The organism is Alishewanella sp. SMS8 (assembly GCF_030737935.1).
GTDB classification, from domain to species: domain Bacteria; phylum Pseudomonadota; class Gammaproteobacteria; order Enterobacterales; family Alteromonadaceae; genus Alishewanella; species Alishewanella maricola.
Genome location: NZ_JAPJEA010000006.1, coordinates 26,927 through 46,131, shown reverse-complemented (window position 1 = coordinate 46,131; position 19,205 = coordinate 26,927). Strand labels below are relative to the sequence as shown.

Genomic DNA, 19,205 nt, shown 5'->3' with positions numbered 1-19,205 from the left:
TATGTTTGCTGCACCGATGATCCCTGCCTTTTATCCACCACGGCGTATTTTAATGGGCCCAGGCCCTTCCGATGTGCATCCTCAGGTGTTAGCCGCCCAGGCCAAACCGATTATTGGCCATTTAGATCCGTTGTTTGTCAGCATGATGGATGAATTAAAACAGTTATTGCAATATACGTTTCAAACCCGCAATGAGATGACGCTGGCCATTTCAGCTCCGGGTTCAGCCGGTATGGAAGCCTGCTTTGTAAATTTGGTGGAAGCGGGTGACAAGGTTATCGTTTGTCGTAATGGTGTTTTTGGCGAGCGGATGCGCCAAAATGTTGAGCGTTGTGGCGGTATTGCGGTAACGGTTGATTTTAAATGGGGCGAGCCGGTGCAACCGGCTGCGGTGGAAGCGCTGCTAAAGGATCATCCGGATGCGCGTTTTTTAGCCTTCGTGCATGCTGAAACCTCCACCGGGGCGTTAAGTGATGCCAAAACACTGTGTGCTTTAGCCAAGCAATACGGCTGTTTAACTATCGTTGATGCGGTGACATCCCTAGGCGGTGTCGAATTACGAGTTGATGAGTGGGGCATTGATGCCATTTATTCGGGTAGTCAAAAATGCTTATCTTGTGTGCCAGGACTCTCGCCTATCTCATTTTCAGCGGCGGCAGTAGCAAAAATTACAGCAAGGACAACACCGGTACAAAGCTGGTTTTTAGATCAGAGTTTAGTGATGGCTTATTGGAGTGGCGGCGCTAAACGCGCTTACCATCATACGGCTCCGGTGAATGCGTTGTATGCCTTACATGAATCACTGCGCTTGTTAGCGGCCGAAGGTTTAGAAAATGCTTGGGCACGTCATCAGGTCATGCATCAAGAACTGCGGGCGGGTTTAGAGCAGTTAGGTATCGCATTTGTAGTAGAGGAACCGTATCGCTTGCCGCAACTGAATGCTATTTATATTCCGCAAGGTATCGATGATGCGAAGGTTCGTGCCACGCTATTAAACGAATTTAACTTAGAAATAGGGGCTGGTCTTGGTGAATTGGCGGGTAAAGCCTGGCGTATTGGTTTAATGGGGTTTGGGGCGCGTCGAGAAAATATCGCTTTGTGCTTACATGCCTTACGGCAGTTATTAAATTAAAACCCAACGACGTCGAGATTAGCGCATTGTTACCTTGCATTTTTTGGCTGACAGTCTAAGGTGTATAAAACAACAATAAGGATGTAACTATGCAGTTTAGCGCTGAATTAATTGATGAAATCCGTGTTTTAGCGATGTTTAATCTCGACAGTGTCAATTCAGGTATCAAAGCGCATAAGATGGCGGAGCCACAAATGCTCGCCGCCATCAGCCGGTTGTATAGCAAGGGGTTGATTAATCAACCTGATGGTGGCTATCTCACCGACTTAGGGATACATTGTGCTGAACAATTACAAACGGCATTACGTATTCTGGGTACGCCTGAATCAAGTTAATTTAAGTTACCGTGCTAAGCGCCGTAACGAGCGGCGCTGTAACCGCAGTTCCCGCCGCAGTAACCTCAGTGCTGCGGCATCATCATTAAATACCGCAGCCTCATATAATTTTCTTAATCGCTCTAAAGCTTGTTGTTGTGCCGGATTTTGTTCTGCTAGCGTAGTCAACCAGCTAGATAAAGTGCAGCCTGCAGCAGGAGCTGTGCCCAGTGCTTGCGTCAGCCAGCGCCATGCTTGATGAGCGTGATCAGCGCGTTGTGTAACGAATTGCCTAAGCATAACGGCTGCGCCTAACAACAATAAGGCGCCTAATGAATACAGCAGCACAGACCAATATTCCCAACGGCGTAAACGTTGCCATAACTGTTCTTGATCTTGTTGATTAAAACCCAGTACCCATACCGACCACACGTAATCCAGATGTGACCATTGCAAGGCAAGTTGACCCAGCCAATTATCTTGCCAGCCACTGAGTAAGGCGCGTTCATTGTCGCTCAGTGTTTGTTCAATACCCTCAAGGATGCGCTCAGGTGCGATAGCTGCGGTGGGATCATAACGTTGCCAGCTGCTTGCGGTTAAATATTCAACCCAAGCATGAGCATCGCGTTGCCTAACTTGCAGGTATTGCTGATTTTCTTGCCAGTTGCCCCCCAGATAACCGCCAACTACACGGGCAGGAATACCGGCGGCACGCAAGATCACAGCTGTTGCAGAGGCATAATGGCTACAAAAGCCGCTACGCGTTTCATATAAAAATTGATCGATAGCATTTTGACCAAGACGGGGTGGCGTTAAGGTGTAAAAAAACGGCTCTTGCTGAAAATACGCACTGAGTGCTTGCACCACTTTATCCGGTTGTGCTGGAAATTGAGTGGCTAAGGCTGCACCAAAAGCCCGCGCTTTAGGGTTTGCGTTGTCTTGTAACAAATTAAGCTGTTTTTCCCCATGCGAGGTTAAAGGCACTGCTTGTAAACGACTTTGTAAGCTGTAGCTGATGCGTTGCGTCAGCGGCGTTTGGCTGGCCATTAAGGCGGCAGGTTTTGCCACAAGGTTGGCTTGCCAGCTAACAGGTAAGCCCAAGCTGAATAAGTCTGTTTGATAGCTACTCTCTGCTAATATTTGATATTTTACCAACGGTGCACTGGCAGAAAATGCGGGTAATTCAGTTACCATGGCTCGGCGTTGCCGCGAATTAAAGCGTGCGTTGACCTGCCAACGGCGCCCATCGAAATCTTCGTAAACTTTAGCGCGCCAATACCAATCCGCTTTATCCGGTCGTTCATTTAAAAAGCTTACCCGAAAAGCCAAGGCATCGCTTTGCACTAACTTTTCAATACTGCCGGGGTCGAGTTCATCGCCTAAACCGGTACTTGCCATATTTTGATTGGGTAATTGCCATAGGGGCGGCAGGCGTGGAAATAATAAAAACATGCCTAGCCAGAGCGGAAAGCTCAGCGCAAAAATGCTCATTAGGCGTTTTGGCTGCAGCGTCGATTCAGCCGGGGCGAATAAGCGATACTGTAAATACAGGTTTAACAGCGCCAGCGCAAAAATCAGGATTGCCATACTCATTTGCTGGTAAAAAATAAAACAGCAGGCAATGGCAAAGTAATGCACCCATAATAATTGCAAGCCTTGGCCACGTTGTTGCACCGTTAAACTGCGCGCTACTGCGGCGAGCAATAAAATATGCAGCATTAAATTAAGCACACCTAATTGCCGTACCTGTAGCAGCATCAATAATAACAGCGGAGCTAACAACACGTTAATTTGTCGATTACTCAGTGCCGGTTTGTTTTGATAAAGTCGCCAAGCCTGAAAGGTCAGCAGTAAAGCAAATAGCAAGCTACTGGCAATACTTAAAGCCGGTTGATATAGCAAAAATAACAGCACTTGTAATAACAGGCCATAAACTGCCCAGTAGCGGGGTAAGGCTAGGTTCGCCATCAGCATAAAGCCAACTCCTGCAGGCAGCGTTCTAGGTGCAGTGCACCTTTTGCCGGGGCTAAAGTGACACTTTGTGTTTGTAAGCCATAACTATGGCCTTGTTGTTCTAACGCTAATAATTGAAAGCAGGCATGGCTTAAAACCGATTCCAGCGCTGCGCCTTGCAATGCCGGGATCTTGATCCAATGCGGTAATGGGCTGGCTTCACCACTGTAACTGCGTACCACCGGTTGCTCGGGTGTGCTGGCAAGCTTACGCCACAAAATGCGTTTGGGGCTGTCACCCGCTTGATAGCTTTTGACGTCGTCCGGCTCGAGTAAGGCATGGGGTGTAGTTTGTTTACTTGCTTGCTCGGCGAGTCGCTCGGTATTGGCGTGTATTTGTTCGATGGCTTCTGGATAAACCCAAATAGCACTGGTCAGCGCAGGATAGCTCCAGCAGCGAAATAAGCCCAGCGGAAAGGTGCTACTGAGCTCTAAACGCGGGAGTGGATAATAACCCCGACTTAGTGTGGGTAATGCTAATGCAAAGCGGTGTTGCTGGCTCAAGGATTCAACTAATTGCCGTTGTCGTTGACCGCGCAAGCCAATATGCAACATCTGGCAGCTTTTACTGCTCAGCGCGAGCGGTAACTGAGCGAGTTCAGGCGCAAAACAACGCGCATCTTGCTTTACGCTTAGTTTTAGCTGATGCATATTTAAAAATGCCAGTAACATCGTCACCATTAATAGGCTAAGCAACATAAAACTGAGCAATAGGATCAGGTTGTTTTGATAATTAGTCCCCATCAGATACAGTAAGGCGATCAAAAACACAAACCACCAACCAAAACGACTGGGCAGAATGTAAATGACACTTTGTGTCAGTTCGACCTCTGTTGCTGCAGGCTGGCGCTTGGCCAACCAAGCCGCAAATTTACGTTTAAACCAATCTTTACTGGCGTTAAACATCATAACTGACAGGGCGTGCGCTGTATTAAGAGTTGGCTTAACGGGTGTTCGCCGGCAAGGCTTTGAGGATTCAGCCGATGCTCTGCAATGTAAGGGAAGATCTGCTGGACATCATCCGCAGTAACAAAACTGCGGCCTTGCACAAATGCCATCGCTTTAGCGGCGCGGACAATCGCCTTTGCAGCACGCGGTGATAAGGGTAAAAACTCGTTACTATGCCGACTGGCATGCACCAACGCTAAAATGTAATCAAGTACCGCATCGTTAATCGCGACCTTGGGAACCTGTAATTGCAAGTGCCGCAACTGCTCGGGGCTTAATGGTTCGGTTAATAATTGCAAACGTGAGCCTGCCGATTCATCTTGTAATAACTGTTTTTCAGCGGCTTTATCTGGAAAACCTAAAGAAATCCGAAACAAAAAACGATCGAGTTGCGACTCGGGTAAGGCACTGGTCCCGGCATGAAACAGCGGGTTTTGCGTGGCGATAACAAAAAAAGGACTCGGTAAAGGCCGCGTTTCGCCATCTATTGAGACTTGGCGCTCTTCCATGGCTTCGAGTAAAGCACTTTGGGTTTTTGGGCTGGCGCGATTAATTTCATCGGCCAGTAACACCTGGCTAAATACCGGGCCCGCTTGAAAGTAAAATTGTGCTGAACGGGTATCATAAATATTGATACCAAGTAAATCGCCGGGTAATAAGTCATTGGTAAATTGCACCCGCTTGTAACTTAAACCAGCGGCATTCGCTAACGCATGGGCTAGGGTGGTTTTGCCCATACCGGGTAAGTCTTCGAGCAATAAATGCCCCTCGGCTAACAGGCAACATAAGGCTAATCTGATTTGTGTGGCTTTACCTAGAATAACCCGGTTCAGGTTTTGTTCTACTCGATGTAGTTCAGCGAGCAAGTGACCTCCGGCAAGATGGGTTTATGCAAAGAAAGGCTAACAGTGCAGCAGGGGGTTACTCATGCGGCTCCTGTAACCAACGCACTAATTCTGTGCGATTACGACTGTGTGTCTTCTTAAAAATAGCCGACACATGAACCTTTACGGTGTTAGCGCTGATTTGGAGCTGTTCAGCGATTTCTTTATTACGCGCTCCTTCGGCGATCAAACGGCTGACCCGTTGCTCTTGATCTGTCAGCAGCGCAGGTAATTTAATGCGTCGATTAGATTGTTCACGCAGTTGAAACAGGGCATCTAAGGCATCAGACATGACGTTACGGGCATAATAAAGTTGGCCTGCCATCATGCTTTGCAGCGCGCGTTTGATCATCTCGGCTTGTTCATCGCTGTAGATAACACCGCGTAAGCCGGCAAAAATAGCTCGGTTAGGGTCGACGAGTTGCCGTTCAGCATGAAATACAAAAAGCGGCACTTGGCGGCTAATACTCAATAAACGCGCAGAGAAGCCTTTTTTAGCAGTTGTATCCGAGCTGAACTGATAGCCGGCTAAAACACCCTTGTAGTGATGTAATTGGCTAAAGGCATTTACGGAGCATTGTTCAACATCTATGCCCACAGTTTTGGCATGACGGTAAGTACTCAGCGGTGTAGTCTCGTCTGTTAACAGCACAAGACGTGAAAACCTTTCCATAATCTTTACCTTTTACACAATTAAGGTAACTATATAACGACAGACCTTATTTTGAAAAGCAAAGTATGACAAAGAAAGTGTTATTTGTATGTTTAGGCAACATTTGCCGCTCTCCAACGGCTCATGCCATCCTCAGACACAAGCTTAATGCCGCTGGATTAGCGATTGAAGTGGAATCTGCAGGCACTAGCGCCAGCCATTCGGGTAATCCGCCGGATCCGCGCTCGGTGAAAGTGGCAGCCTTATCGGGCTATAGTTTTAAAGGGATCCGTTCGCGGCCAGTAAAAACCACTGACTTTAGCGATTACGATCTGATCCTGGCCATGGATAACGACAATCTGCACTCGCTAAAACAGCGTTGCCCCGAAGAGTTACAACATAAATTAGCCTTGTTTATGAGTTACCATCCTGATTTTAACAAATGGCCAGAAGTACCTGATCCTTACTATGGCGGTCAAAAAGGCTTTGAGTTGGTTTATCAATTAATTGAAGACGGTTGTGAGCATTTATTGCAACGTTTGCAAGGCAACCAAAACTAGCCGCTTGTACGTAAATGCAGCAGCTAGCATGTCGACAGCAGAAAAAGTCTATTTTTATGATTGAATTTACGTCCAGAAGTCTATAACTTTGCAGGGTGTTTAATCTATCTACAGGAATTTCATTGTGACCACCTGGACGCCACAAAGTTGGCGACAACTGCCGATCCAACAGCAACCGACTTATCAGGATCAGCAACTACTGCAGCAAGTAGAGCAACAATTACACAAGTACCCACCGTTAGTGTTTGCACAAGAAACGCGGGATTTGTATAGCCAACTCGGCCAAGTGGCTGAGGGAAATGGCTTTTTACTGCAAGGTGGCGACTGCGCCGAAAGTTTTAATGACTTTAATGCGCCCAAAATTCGCGATACGTTTAAAGTCTTACTGCAAATGGCAGTGGTATTAACCTTTGCCGGTGGTTTGCCAGTGGTTAAGGTTGCGCGGATGGCGGGTCAGTATGCCAAACCTCGTTCCAGTGATTTGGAAACCATTAATGGCATTTCCTTACCGAGTTATCGCGGTGATATCGTCAACAGTTTTGAATTTACCGAGCAAGCGCGCCAGCCTGATCCAAACCGTTTAATCACCGCTTATCATCATTCTGCAGCAACGCTTAATTTGCTGCGGGCTTTTGCCCAGGGTGGCTTAGCGGACTTGCATCAGGTTAGTCGCTGGAATATGGGGTTTGTTGAATCTAATCCGCTTAAAGAGCGCTACCAAAGTGTCGCTACTCGCATCCAAGAAGCGCTGCGTTTTATGGAAACCTGTGGCATTACTGCACAAAATTCACCGTCGATTCGGGAAACACAGTTATACACTTCGCATGAAGCGTTATTACTGAATTACGAAGAAGCCTTAACACGCCGTGATACCTTAACGGGTAAGTGGTATGACTGTTCTGCGCATATGGTGTGGATTGGTGAACGGACACGGCAACTCGACCATGCCCATTTAGCTTTTTTCAAAGGTATTCATAACCCGGTTGGCGTAAAAATTGGTCCAGGTATGCAAGAGGATGATTTAATTCGTCTGATTGATGCGTTAAACCCAGAAAATAACGCAGGTCGTTTAACGTTAATTACCCGGATGGGTGCCGATAAGTTAGCGGATAAGCTGCCCGCTTTGGTGCGACGCGTGAAACAAGAAGGTCGTAAGGTAGTCTGGAGTTCTGACCCGATGCATGGTAATACGGTTAAAGCCAGCAACGATTATAAAACCCGTGACTTTGAAGCGATCTTAAAAGAAATTCGCAATTTCTTTGCTGTGCACAAAGCTGAAGGCACCCATGCCGGTGGTATTCACCTAGAAATGACGGGTGAGCATGTAACGGAATGTACGGGTGGCGCTTATGGTTTAAGTGAAAACGATCTCTCTAAACGTTATTTCACGCAATGTGACCCGCGTTTAAATGCTGATCAAGTATTGGAACTAGCCTTTTTGATTGCCGATACGCTAAGTACGGCGCGTAAATAGCCTTCACCGTTAAGTGCTACCGCGCGAGCTAGGTTGCACGTCAACACAGGTAAAAGCCTTAAATTGCACGGCGATTTAAGGCTTTTTTATTGGTGCGAGATACGTGTTAGCGTGGTTAAAAGCGCCCAATCGCGGTTAGGCTTAGCCTGTAATGCTTCGCTACACTAATATTTTTGCCGTTTTAAGCCGGTACGCGAAATAATCTTTGCTGAGATCTCTTCAATTGATAGCTGGGTGGAATTGATAAAGGGGATTTGTTCTTTCAGGTATAACTGCTCTACTTCTTTTAATTCCAACGCACATTGATGTACCGAAGCATAACGTGAGTTAGGTCGGCGCTGTTGTCGAATTTGACTAAGCCGTTCTGCCGTAATGGTCAGGCCAAACAATTTAGCTTTATGTGCTGCTAACTCTGCAGGTAAGCGCAATTTCGCCATGTCTTCTTCGACAAAAGGGTAATTTGCTGCCTTAATGCCGTATTGCAAGGCTAAATATAGGCTGGTTGGGGTTTTACCCGAGCGACTTACCCCGACCAAAATAATGTCGGCATGACTAAAGTTTTTCATATTGGCACCATCGTCATTGGCCAATGCGTAATTAACAGCATCAATCCGAAAATCGTAGGTTTTTTCGTGCATGCTATGCGTCCGGTGGGTTTTTGGCACCGGAGCCATACCCAACTCTTTTTGCACAGGCTCAACGAGTGTATTCAGAAAGTCATAACAGACGCCGTCACTGTCGCTTATCAACTGCCTTAAACCTTCATCTACAAAGGTGTGAAATACCAGAGGCTTTAATCCTGTTGTTTTATAACAGTCATTTATACGATTTTTAACCTGCAATGCGAGATCCGGATTTTCGACAAAAGGGATGGTCACGTGAGCAAATTCCGCCGGAAACATCGTTAACAGTGCATGTCCAAACACTTCTGCGGTGATGGCGGTGCCATCTGAAACGTAAAAAGCTGTGCGCACAAAAAACTCCAAGTTTCGTAATAAATTTACATAAAAATTAAGGTTTTAATTAACCTGTAGCCGGGTGTAAAATCACTGTGTTGTATCAACTGCTGTAAGCTTACATGCTCAGCAACAAAAATTGGAGATAAAGGTGCAAGAATTTGTCATTTGGTATCAAGACCTCGGCATGCATGATGTCGATCGGGTAGGTGGTAAAAATGCTTCTCTAGGTGAAATGATCAGTAACTTGGCCTCGGCTGGGGTACAAGTGCCAGGGGGATTCGCAACAACGGCTTACGCCTTTAACCAGTTTTTAGAACAAAGCGGTGTGAATGAGCGCATTTATCAACTGTTAGACAGTTTAGATGTGGATGATGTCGCGGCTTTAGCGCAAGCCGGTAAACAAATTCGGCAATGGGTTATCGATACGCCGTTCCAGCCTGAGTTAGAACAAGCTATACGTGCTGCTTATCAACAATTACACCCAGATAGCGCTGCGGATATGTCTTTTGCCGTGCGCTCTTCGGCCACGGCTGAAGATATGCCAGATGCTTCGTTTGCTGGCCAACAAGAAACCTTTTTAAATGTGCGCGGTTACGATGCCGTTATTGTGGCCATTAAGCATGTATTTGCGTCGCTCTTTAATGATCGCGCTATTTCTTATCGTGTGCATCAAGGTTATGACCATCGCGGTGTGGCGTTATCGGCGGGTGTGCAGCGAATGGTGCGTTCTGATCTGTCGTCATCCGGTGTGATGTTCAGTATTGATACCGAATCGGGTTTTGAAGATGTGGTGTTTATTACCTCGTCGTACGGTTTAGGTGAAATGGTGGTCCAGGGGGCAGTGAACCCCGATGAGTTTTATGTACACAAACCTACGTTAGTGGCTAAGCGTCCGGCTGTGGTGAAACGCTCACTTGGCAGTAAATTACTGCAAATGGTGTATTCAACAGAGCAGGGGCACGGTAAACAAGTCACTATTACCGATGTGCCGCTTGCACAACAACGCACCTTTTCACTAAATGATACCGAAGTGGCACAATTAGCTGAGCAAGCGGTCATTATCGAACAGCATTATGGCCGGCCAATGGATATTGAATGGGCTAAAGATGGTATCGATGGCAAATTGTATATCGTACAGGCACGCCCAGAAACGGTGAAAAGTCGTGAAGACACCAATAGCATTGAACGTTATCAGTTAGTCGAGCAAAGCCCTGTATTGGTGGAAGGTCGGGCGATTGGTCATCGTATTGGTGCGGGAACCGCTAAGGTGCTAGCCGATATTTCGCAAATGGATCAAATCTTACCCGGCGATGTGCTGGTTACCGACATGACCGATCCAGATTGGGAACCTATTATGAAGCGTGCCTCAGCGATTGTGACGAATCGCGGCGGTCGAACTTGTCATGCGGCCATCATAGCCCGTGAATTGGGTATTCCTGCCGTAGTGGGGTGTGGTGATGCCACGGCAAAAATTACCCATGGCCAGGCGGTTACTGTGTCTTGTGCCGAAGGTGATACGGGTTATGTTTATCAAGATAAACTGGATTTTAATGTGATCACCAGCCAGGTTGATCAAATGCCGAAAATGGCTTTGAAAGTGATGATGAATGTGGGTAATCCAGAGCGGGCATTTGCCTTCTCGCGTTTACCCCATGCCGGTATTGGTTTGGCACGCTTAGAGTTTATTATCAATAAAATGATTGGCGTGCATCCTAAAGCCTTATTACATTATGCTGAGCAAACGCCAGAGCTTAAGGCGCGCATCGACGAGCTTACTGCAGGTTATGCCGATCCCGTTGAGTTTTATGTTGCCAAACTGACAGAGGGTATCGCCACCTTGGCTTGTGCCTTTGCGCCGCAAAAAGTCATTGTGCGCATGTCTGATTTTAAATCGAATGAATACGCTAATCTGGTGGGCGGTCAGCAATATGAACCGCATGAAGAAAACCCGATGATTGGATTTCGTGGTGCCGCCCGCTATTTATCAGAAGATTTTCAGCCTTGTTTTGCACTAGAGGTAGAAGCGCTAAAGCGCGTGCGTAATGTTATGGGCTTTACCAACGTGGAAGTGATGATCCCGTTTGTTAGAACCTTAGAAGAAGCGTCTGGTGTGATTGATTTACTGGCCGCACATGGCCTGAAACGCGGTGAAAATGGTTTGCGCATTATTATGATGTGTGAATTACCGTCTAATGCGTTACTGGCTGAAGCGTTCTTAGAATATTTTGATGGTTTCTCGATTGGTTCAAACGATTTAACCCAACTAACCCTCGGTTTAGATCGCGACAGTGGCCTAATCGCTCACTTATTTGATGAGCGAAACCCCGCCATCAAAAAGCTGTTAGAAATGGCCATTCAAACCTGTAAAGCCAAGGGGAAATACATCGGGATCTGTGGCCAGGGGCCATCTGATCACGAAGACTTTGCCGCTTGGCTGGTTGAGCAAGGTATTGAAAGTGTGTCATTAAACCCTGATACGGTAGTGGATACTTGGTTATATCTGGCTGATAAAGTCGCTAAACCAGCCTAATACCCGGTCAAATTTGCTGAACGCTTAACTAAGGCACTGTGTTTTTACTAACAGTGCCTTTTTTATGCTGATTTTCATGGTGAGTGTTTGGCGTGGTGTTTTGATTAGTTTTACAGCGATTAGCCTTTGCTGCGGCGGTATTGTTGTTGTCATGGCGTCATTTCACAGCAAAAAGCCGATTTTATCTGTTTGCTTCAAGCCTGTACCGTAGCTATATGCCGCAGCTTATGGCAAATTAATAAGGCGCGTTAAAAATAATAACCAAGACAACCAGGGGATTTCCATGCAGGAGTTGGTCAATACTATTAATAACTATGTCTGGAGCGAAGCACTGATTTATCTGTGTTTAGGCGCCGGCTTATTTTATTCAATCTTAACCCGGTTCGCACAAGTGCGGCATTTTCGGGAAATGTGGAGTTTATTACTCAATAACACAGAATCAGAAAAAGGTATTTCGTCTTTTCAAGCTTTAGCGGTTTCGCTGTCAGGTCGGGTGGGTGTCGGTAATATCGCCGGTGTTGCCGCTGCCATTGGTTTTGGTGGGCCAGGTGCCGTATTTTGGATGTGGGTAGTGGCCTTTTTAGGTGCTAGCACTGCCTTTGCCGAATCCACGCTGGGTCAGGTGTATAAGGTAGAAGAAAACGGCCAGTATCGCGGTGGCCCAGCTTATTATTTTGAGCGCTGCTTGGGCTGGCGTTGGCTTGGGGTATTATTTGCGATATCCGCCATCATAGGTTGCGGTATATTTTTACCCGGTGTGCAAGCCAATGCAGTGGGTAATGCCGTCACTCAAGTGTTTGGCGATGGCGCCATGGTCGTCACCAGTTTTGGTGAAGTGGGTACCCACAAGTTAGCGGCGTTAGCGGTGATCTTGATGGTATTAGCTTTTATCATCTTTGGTGGTATTCGCCGCATTGCTAACTTTACGCAAATCGTCGTGCCATTTATGGCACTCGGTTATATCGTGATGGCACTTATCGTGGTGTTTTTAAACTTGGATAAAGTTGGCAGCATTTTCAGCCTGATTATTTCTGATGCTTTCACAGCGCAAGCCGGTTTTGGTGCGGCGATAGGTTGGGGTGTTAAACGCGGTATTTATTCAAACGAAGCCGGTCAGGGTACAGGCCCACATGCCGCAGCGGCTGCAGAAGTGGCACACCCTGCGCAGCAAGGTTTAGTGCAGGCTTTCTCAGTTTATGTTGATACCTTGTTTGTGTGTACTGCCACCGCCTTGATGATTTTAATTACGCAACAGTACAACGTGGTCGGTGAGTTACCAGCAGGTCAATTTATCGTACAAAACGTGGCAGCAAACACTGAGATTGGCTCGGCTGCCTTTACGCAAATGGCTTTAAACAGTGTCTTTGGTAATTTTGGTCAGCTGTTTGTGGGTATTGCGTTATTCTTCTTCGCCTTTACTACCATTTTGGCGTATTACTACATTACTGAAACCAACGTGGCTTACCTTAACCGCGTATTCAATAACCGTCTGCCGTTAATTGTGTTTAAAATCATTTTAATGGCAATGGTGGCGTACGGTACCGTTAATGCTGCAGGTTATATCTGGGGGATTGGTGATATCGGTGTGGGTTTAATGGCGTGGATTAACGTGCTGGGTATTCTGTTAATTTTCTTTGTGCACAAGCCGGCTATTTTGTGCTTAAAAGACTATGAAGATCAGATGAAAGCGGGTGGCCCTATTACTTTCGACCCGGTGAAACTAGGCATTAAAAATGCCACTTTCTGGGAAGCAAGATTGGCAAAAACAAAAACTGAGGCCGCAGCCAACACTGAGCAATCTAAAACGGTATAAAATACCCTTTTAAGCTGTGGTTAAATTAACAAACCCCGCTAAATAGCGGGGTTTGTTGTTATCGGACCAGCGTGTATTACGCCATTAAATAAAACCACCGGTTTGATGCGCCCACAACTGCGCGTAGATGCCACCGGCTGCAATTAATTCGCTATGTGTACCTTGCTCAACAATTTGCCCTTGATCTAACACGATAAGCCGATCCATTTGCGCGATAGTCGATAAGCGATGAGCAATCGCTATGACCGTTTTATTTTGCATTAAACTATTTAAGCTTTGTTGAATGGCAGCTTCCACTTCAGAATCGAGCGCTGAAGTGGCTTCATCTAAAATCAACACCGGTGCGTTTTTCAATAATACCCGCGCAATAGCAATGCGCTGACGCTGGCCACCAGATAACTTAACACCGCGTTCGCCCACCTGAGCATCTAAACCCACATTGCCTTTTTGATCCGTTAGATCTTGAATAAACAAGCTGGCTTCCGCTTGCTCAGCCGCCGTCAACAATTCTTGTTCCGTGGCATCCGGCTTACCGTAGCTGATATTATCACGTACCGAGCGGTGTAATAACGACGTATCCTGCGTGACCATCGCAATATGTCGGCGTAAGCTCTCTTGCGATACTTGGCTGATATCTTGGCCATCAATTAAAATTCGACCTTGCTCAACATCGTAAAAGCGCAGCAGTAAATTGACTAAGGTTGATTTACCGGCACCTGAACGACCGACTAGACCGATTTTTTCACCGGGTTTAATCTCTAAGCTTAATGCGGATAGCACCGGCGCTTTATGGCTTTGGCTGGCATCTTTGCCATAGTTAAAACTTACCGCATCAAAACGAATTGCACCTTGGCTGACCTGTAAGCTCGGAGCATTGGCCTTATCTTGAATTTGTGCCGGCTGTGACAAGGTAGCAATACCATCGGCCACGGTACCAATGTTTTCAAATAAGCTGCTGACTTCCCACATGATCCATTGCGCCATACCATTAAGACGCAGTGCTAAACTGACCGCAATGGCAATAGCGCCAACGGTAATGGCACTGCCAGCCCATAGATACAACGCCAATGCTGCGATACAAAACACTAAAATATAGTTTAATGATTGCACCGACACACTTAAGCCGGTTGCCAAGCGCATTTGTTGATACACCGGCTTTAAGAACACTTCCATACTGTCTTTAGCGTAGCGCTCTTCGCGCTGGGTGTAAGAAAACAGCTTAATGGTATTAATGTTGGTATAGCTGTCGACTAAACGACCGGTCATCTCAGAGCGGGCATCTGCTTGCGCAGTAGAAACCCGCTTTAAGCGCGGTACAAAATACATTTGCAATGCGATATAAAGTACTAGCCACACCAACATCGGGATGATTAAACGCAGATCGGCATCGGCGACAAAAAATAACATTGCCGAGAAATACACGGTGACATACACCAGTACATCTAACAGTTTCATCACGGTTTCTCGCACTGCTAATGAGGTTTGCATGACCTTGGTAGCAATACGCCCAGCGAAATCATTTTGATAAAAACTGACGCTTTGCCTTAATAAATAGCGATGTGCCTGCCAGCGAATGGCCATGGGGTAATTACCTAACAATGTTTGATGCACTAAAGCCGAATGAAATAACGTTAACAGTGGTAACAACACCACCGTGACTAATGTCATCCAAATCAGGGTTGCGCGCTCATCGATAAAGAAACTTTCTGGATTTTGCGTCACCAGCCAGTCCACCAATTGCCCCATAAAGCTGAATAAAGACACTTCTAAGATGGCTAATAACGCTGAGCTTAATGACATGACAATTAAAGGCCATTCCATGCCTTTGGTATAGTGGCGACAAAAAGCCAAAACACCCTTAGGGGGTTGGGTCGGTTCACTGTCTGGAAAAGGGCGTGTGAGACGTTCAAAAAAACCAAGCATACAACATATCCATCAATAAAAAGACATCGGTAGTGATGTCGGCTGCACTATTGTAACCGAATTTGAACTGCATAGGGCCGACGATTGTCAGCACTCAGCAGCAAAACTGGCGGTAAGTCACTATCTGCTTAGGCTGCAAAGCAGTATACTGTCAAGCCTGAAGTCACTTGAATTGTGGTTACTGCGCCCCAACAAAGAGCATCCTGCCGTTGTTATAACTTTGAGATGATCCATGAGCATTAAACTTGTTACCTCAACCCTTTTACCTACGCCCTTTGCTGAATTTCGGTTACATGGTTTTGAAGCTGAAAATGGCAAAGAACATGTCGCGTTAACGCTGGGTGACATCACCACTGCTGAGCCCGTTTTAGCTCGCGTTCATTCAGAATGCTTAACCGGTGATGCTTTGTTTAGCTTGCGTTGCGATTGTGGTCCGCAATTAGAAGCGGCGATGAAAAAAATTGCTGAACAAGGGCGAGGCGTCATTTTATATTTACGCCAAGAAGGCCGGGGTATTGGTTTAATAAATAAAATTCGTGCTTATGCTGAACAAGATAAAGGTTTAGATACGGTGGAAGCGAATGAAATTCTTGGTTTCTTACCTGATCAGCGTGAATACGGGATCGCTGCTGAGATGTTTCAACAACTGGGGGTGGCGCAAATACGGTTATTAACCAACAACCCGCGTAAATTAAAAGCACTGCAAGATGTCGGGGTCAATGTATTAGAACGGGTACAGCACCGTGTAAAAACCACCGCACATAGCCATCGGTATTTAGCGACCAAGGCGGCAAAAATGGGCCATATGGACTGATTTATTGCCAGTGTTAGGATTGATTTACTATCAAGCAGTAAAGACGTCTGTTTTTTACTATTTAGCGCTTAAAGCCACTTAGCGGTTAGTGTTATACTGCCGCTATAACAAGTCTAAGTGGCCATGATGTATGATCCCCAAGCTTAATCCTGAGCTGGCGCTTGATGCCAGTATTGTTGCCTTCACTAAAGCGCTGTTGCACGCCGGCTTCACTGGCGACATTGAAACCAGTTATGCCAGTCGCTTAGCCGTAGCGACAGATAATAGTATCTATCAAGCCTTACCTCAGGCGGTGTTATTACCGCGCAGCACCGACGATCTGGTCATTATGACCTCGTTAGCCCAAACGTCTAGTTTTAGTCACATCAAATTTTGTCCGCGTGGCGGTGGCACCGGCACCAATGGCCAGGCGTTAACCGAGCAAGTAGTCGTCGACTTATCTCGTCATATGCGCCAAGTACTGGAGATTAACGTTGAACAACGTTGGGTGCGAGTGCAAGCCGGTGTCATTAAAGATCAGTTAAATGCCTTTTTAAAGCCTTATGGATTTTTCTTCGCTCCCGATTTATCTACCTCTAACCGAGCCACGATTGGCGGTATGATTAACACCGATGCCTCAGGCCAAGGCTCGTTAGTTTATGGTAAAACCAGTGATCATGTGTTGGCATTAAAAACCGTGCTTATCGACGGTAATGTGTTAAAAACCCATAAAATGCCGTTGTTCGAAGCCGAACATCGGGCTGAATTACCCAACAGTATTGGCCGTATTTATCAGCAGGTATTACGTTCTTGCCGGGAAAAACGTAGCGATATTTTAGCGACTTTTCCACGGCTTAATCGCTTTTTAACCGGTTATGATTTAGAGCATGTCTTTAACGATGAGATGACGGAGTTTGATCTGTCGCGCATTATTACCGGCTCGGAAGGCTCACTAGGTTTTGTTACGGAAGCCAAGCTGAATATCACGCCGATTGCTAAGTACAAATGCTTACTTAACATTAAATACGATAGCTTTGAAAGTGCGCTACGTAATTCACCATTCTTGGTTGAAGCACAAGCAACATCAGTTGAAACCGTTGATAGTAAAGTATTGAATCTCGCGCGAGGCGACATCATTTGGCATCAGGTAAAAGATCTGATCACCGATGTGCCAGGCAAGGATATGCAAGGCCTAAATATTGTTGAATACAATACTGAAGATGAGGCTGAGATTACCGAGAAAATTGCTGCGCTCACCTCAAAGCTGGATGCCGCTATGGCCGCTGGCGAGGGCGGTATTATTGGTTATCAGCTCACCTACGATGCTACTGCCATTAATGCTATTTATACCATGCGCAAAAAAGCCGTGGGCTTATTAGGTAATACCCCAGGCAGTCAAAAGCCACTGGCTTTTGCGGAAGATACTGCTGTGCCGCCGGAGAACTTAGCCGATTTCATTTTAGAGTTTCGCGCCTTACTGGATCAGCATGGTTTGCATTATGGTATGTTTGGTCATGTGGATGCCGGTGTACTTCACGTCAGGCCAGCGCTTGATCTGATTGACCCCGATCAAGAACGTTTGCTGCGCACCATATCCGATCAGGTGGTAGCGCTTACTGCTAAATACGGCGGCTTAATGTGGGGCGAGCACGGTAAAGGCTATCGTAGCGAATATGGCCCAGCCTTCTTTGGTGAAACCCTGTTTACGGAACTGCGTAAAATTAAAGCGGCCTTTGATCCGCGCAATCGACTTAACCCCGGTAAAATTTGCACGCCTTACCAAAATGGCGATAAGTTAGTCTCGGTAGATGGCCAAAAACGCGCGTGGTTCGATCGGCAAATTCCAATTGAAGTGCGCCAGAGCTTTGATAGCAGCTTAAATTGTAACGGTAACGGCCTATGCTTTAATTACGACGAAACCTCGCCGATGTGTCCGTCGAGCAAGATCACCAAAGATCGTCGCCACAGCCCCAAAGGGCGTGCCGGTTTGATGCGTGAATGGTTGCGTTTAAACCAGCAACAAGGGGTCGATGTATTAGCCGATGAACAACGCTTATTAACGCAAAGCCAAGGCCTGACTGCGCTGTGGCAGAAGATGAAACATAGTTGGGCCCAGCGCCAAGGTGAAGCTGATTTTTCGCATGAAGTAAAAGAAGCGATGGATGGCTGCTTAGCTTGTAAGGCGTGTGCTTCGCAGTGTCCTATTAACGTGGATGTGCCAACGTTTCGCTCGCGGTTTTTACAGCTCTACCATAGCCGTTATCTGCGCCCCGCTAAAGATCATATCGTGGGCAATATAGAGCGTATGGCCCCCATACTTGCCAAAGCCCCTAAGTTTGTTAATTTCTTCTTAAAACGTTCATTAGTACAAAAAACTTTGGCGCACGGTATTGGTTACGTCGATACGCCTTTGTTATCGGTACCCACTTTAGTCGAGCGATTAAACAATCGTTATGGCTTTGATTTAACGGCTTTACAGGCGTTAACAATAGCAGAGCGGCAAAAGACGGTACTGCTGGTGCAAGATCCTTTTACCAGCTTTTATGAAGCGGAGCTGGTTGCTGATGCATTAGCCTTAATCGAAAAACTCGGGTATCGACCGGTGCTATTGCCTTTTTTACCCAACGGCAAGCCGCAGCATGTGAAGGGCTTTTTGCGCGAGTTTGCTAAAACCGCGAAACGCGCGGCTGATTTTTTAAATCAGTTACACGCGCTACAGTTACCGTTAATTGGTTTAGATGCCTCCTTGGTGTTGGTGTATCGGGATGAATACGCTAAAACATTAGGCAACGAGCGGGGCGATTTTAATGTGCAACTGTTACACGAGTGGTTAGCCCCGTTGGCATTACCTGCGGCAAGTCGACCGGCACAGTTTTCATTGCTGGCGCATTGCACCGAAAAAACAGCTTTGCCTGCTACAGAAAAAACTTGGCAGCAGATCTTTGATAAAACCGGCTTATCTTTAAAAGTCGTCAGTGTCGGTTGCTGTGGTATGGCTGGCACCTACGGCCATGAGCAGGCACAGTTAGCCAATAGCAAAGCCTTGTTTGATCTCAGCTGGCGTGAGCCAGTCGAGCGCTTAGGCACAGAGCAGTTATTGGTAACGGGGTTTTCTTGTCGCAGCCAGGTAAAACGGTTAGTGGGAGATAAACCGCGCCATCCGTTGCAGGTTTTATTACAACACATATAAAAAAACACCCGGCTAAAGCCG

The 19,205-nt window shown here is 46.5% G+C and carries 14 protein-coding genes; 8 read left to right on the top strand and 6 right to left on the bottom strand.

Features of this window, described 5'->3' with window-relative positions:
- Position 1: 1 nt before the first annotated feature.
- Together ORJ01_RS14820 and ORJ01_RS14815 are read left to right on the top strand one after the other, a co-directional pair.
- Positions 2-1,132, top strand: coding sequence for an alanine--glyoxylate aminotransferase family protein (locus ORJ01_RS14820; protein ID WP_306178693.1), 1,131 nt, complete (start codon positions 2-4; stop codon positions 1,130-1,132).
- An 89-nt stretch (positions 1,133-1,221) separates the two neighbouring features.
- A complete protein-coding gene (locus tag ORJ01_RS14815) occupies positions 1,222-1,467 on the top strand; it encodes a TIGR02647 family protein (protein ID WP_226751622.1) in 246 nt (81 codons plus the stop codon).
- 6 nt (positions 1,468-1,473) lie between these two features.
- Here ORJ01_RS14815 and ORJ01_RS14810 read toward each other — a convergent pair whose 3' ends face one another.
- The 4 genes from ORJ01_RS14810 to ORJ01_RS14795 are packed head-to-tail and all read right to left on the bottom strand — an operon-like array spanning position 1,474 to position 5,963.
- Positions 1,474-3,420: a DUF3488 and transglutaminase-like domain-containing protein gene (locus ORJ01_RS14810; RefSeq protein ID WP_306178692.1), complete on the bottom strand. Its 1,947-nt coding sequence runs from the start codon at positions 3,418-3,420 to the stop codon at positions 1,474-1,476.
- Positions 3,414-4,367, bottom strand: coding sequence for a DUF58 domain-containing protein (locus ORJ01_RS14805; protein ID WP_306178691.1), 954 nt, complete (start codon positions 4,365-4,367; stop codon positions 3,414-3,416). The genes ORJ01_RS14810 and ORJ01_RS14805 overlap by 7 nt, the downstream gene beginning before the upstream one ends.
- Complete coding sequence (locus ORJ01_RS14800; RefSeq protein WP_306178690.1) at positions 4,364-5,272, bottom strand: MoxR family ATPase; 909 nt, start codon at positions 5,270-5,272, stop codon at positions 4,364-4,366. The genes ORJ01_RS14805 and ORJ01_RS14800 overlap by 4 nt, the downstream gene beginning before the upstream one ends.
- A 55-nt stretch (positions 5,273-5,327) precedes the next feature.
- Positions 5,328-5,963, bottom strand: a complete 636-nt coding sequence (locus ORJ01_RS14795; RefSeq protein ID WP_226751618.1) for a response regulator transcription factor — start codon at positions 5,961-5,963, stop codon at positions 5,328-5,330.
- A 65-nt stretch (positions 5,964-6,028) separates the two neighbouring features.
- Here ORJ01_RS14795 and ORJ01_RS14790 point away from each other — a divergent pair, with 65 nt between their 5' ends.
- Both ORJ01_RS14790 and ORJ01_RS14785 read left to right on the top strand, forming a co-directional pair.
- Positions 6,029-6,502 carry a low molecular weight protein-tyrosine-phosphatase gene (locus tag ORJ01_RS14790; RefSeq protein ID WP_306178689.1) on the top strand — a complete coding sequence of 158 codons (474 nt, stop codon included), beginning with the start codon at positions 6,029-6,031 and terminating at the stop codon, positions 6,500-6,502.
- Between the two features lie 124 nt (positions 6,503-6,626).
- Entirely contained in the window at positions 6,627-7,976 is a 1,350-nt protein-coding gene (locus ORJ01_RS14785; protein ID WP_226751616.1) for a class II 3-deoxy-7-phosphoheptulonate synthase, read from the top strand.
- Between the two features lie 164 nt (positions 7,977-8,140).
- Here ORJ01_RS14785 and ORJ01_RS14780 read toward each other — a convergent pair whose 3' ends face one another.
- Positions 8,141-8,950, bottom strand: a complete 810-nt coding sequence (locus ORJ01_RS14780) for a pyruvate, water dikinase regulatory protein (RefSeq protein ID WP_226751615.1) — start codon at positions 8,948-8,950, stop codon at positions 8,141-8,143.
- 133 nt (positions 8,951-9,083) lie between these two features.
- Between ORJ01_RS14780 and ppsA the strand changes: the two genes are divergently transcribed.
- The gene (gene ppsA, locus ORJ01_RS14775) at positions 9,084-11,465 is read left to right on the top strand and encodes a phosphoenolpyruvate synthase (protein ID WP_226751614.1); all 2,382 of its coding nucleotides are present in this window, start codon (positions 9,084-9,086) and stop codon (positions 11,463-11,465) included.
- Between the two features lie 283 nt (positions 11,466-11,748).
- On the top strand, positions 11,749-13,278 hold the full coding sequence (locus tag ORJ01_RS14770; RefSeq protein ID WP_306178688.1) for a sodium:alanine symporter family protein: 1,530 nt from the start codon (positions 11,749-11,751) through the stop codon (positions 13,276-13,278).
- An 84-nt stretch (positions 13,279-13,362) separates the two neighbouring features.
- Here the strand turns inward: ORJ01_RS14770 and ORJ01_RS14765 are convergent, their stop codons facing one another.
- Positions 13,363-15,201, bottom strand: a complete 1,839-nt coding sequence (locus ORJ01_RS14765; protein WP_306178686.1) for an ABC transporter ATP-binding protein — start codon at positions 15,199-15,201, stop codon at positions 13,363-13,365.
- 232 nt (positions 15,202-15,433) lie between these two features.
- Between ORJ01_RS14765 and ribA the strand changes: the two genes are divergently transcribed.
- Both ribA and ORJ01_RS14755 read left to right on the top strand, forming a co-directional pair.
- A complete protein-coding gene (ribA, locus tag ORJ01_RS14760; protein ID WP_226751611.1) occupies positions 15,434-16,015 on the top strand; it encodes a GTP cyclohydrolase II in 582 nt (193 codons plus the stop codon).
- A 130-nt stretch (positions 16,016-16,145) separates the two neighbouring features.
- Positions 16,146-19,184: an FAD-binding and (Fe-S)-binding domain-containing protein gene (locus ORJ01_RS14755; RefSeq protein ID WP_306178684.1), complete on the top strand. Its 3,039-nt coding sequence runs from the start codon at positions 16,146-16,148 to the stop codon at positions 19,182-19,184.
- The last annotated feature ends 21 nt before the right edge of the window (positions 19,185-19,205 follow it).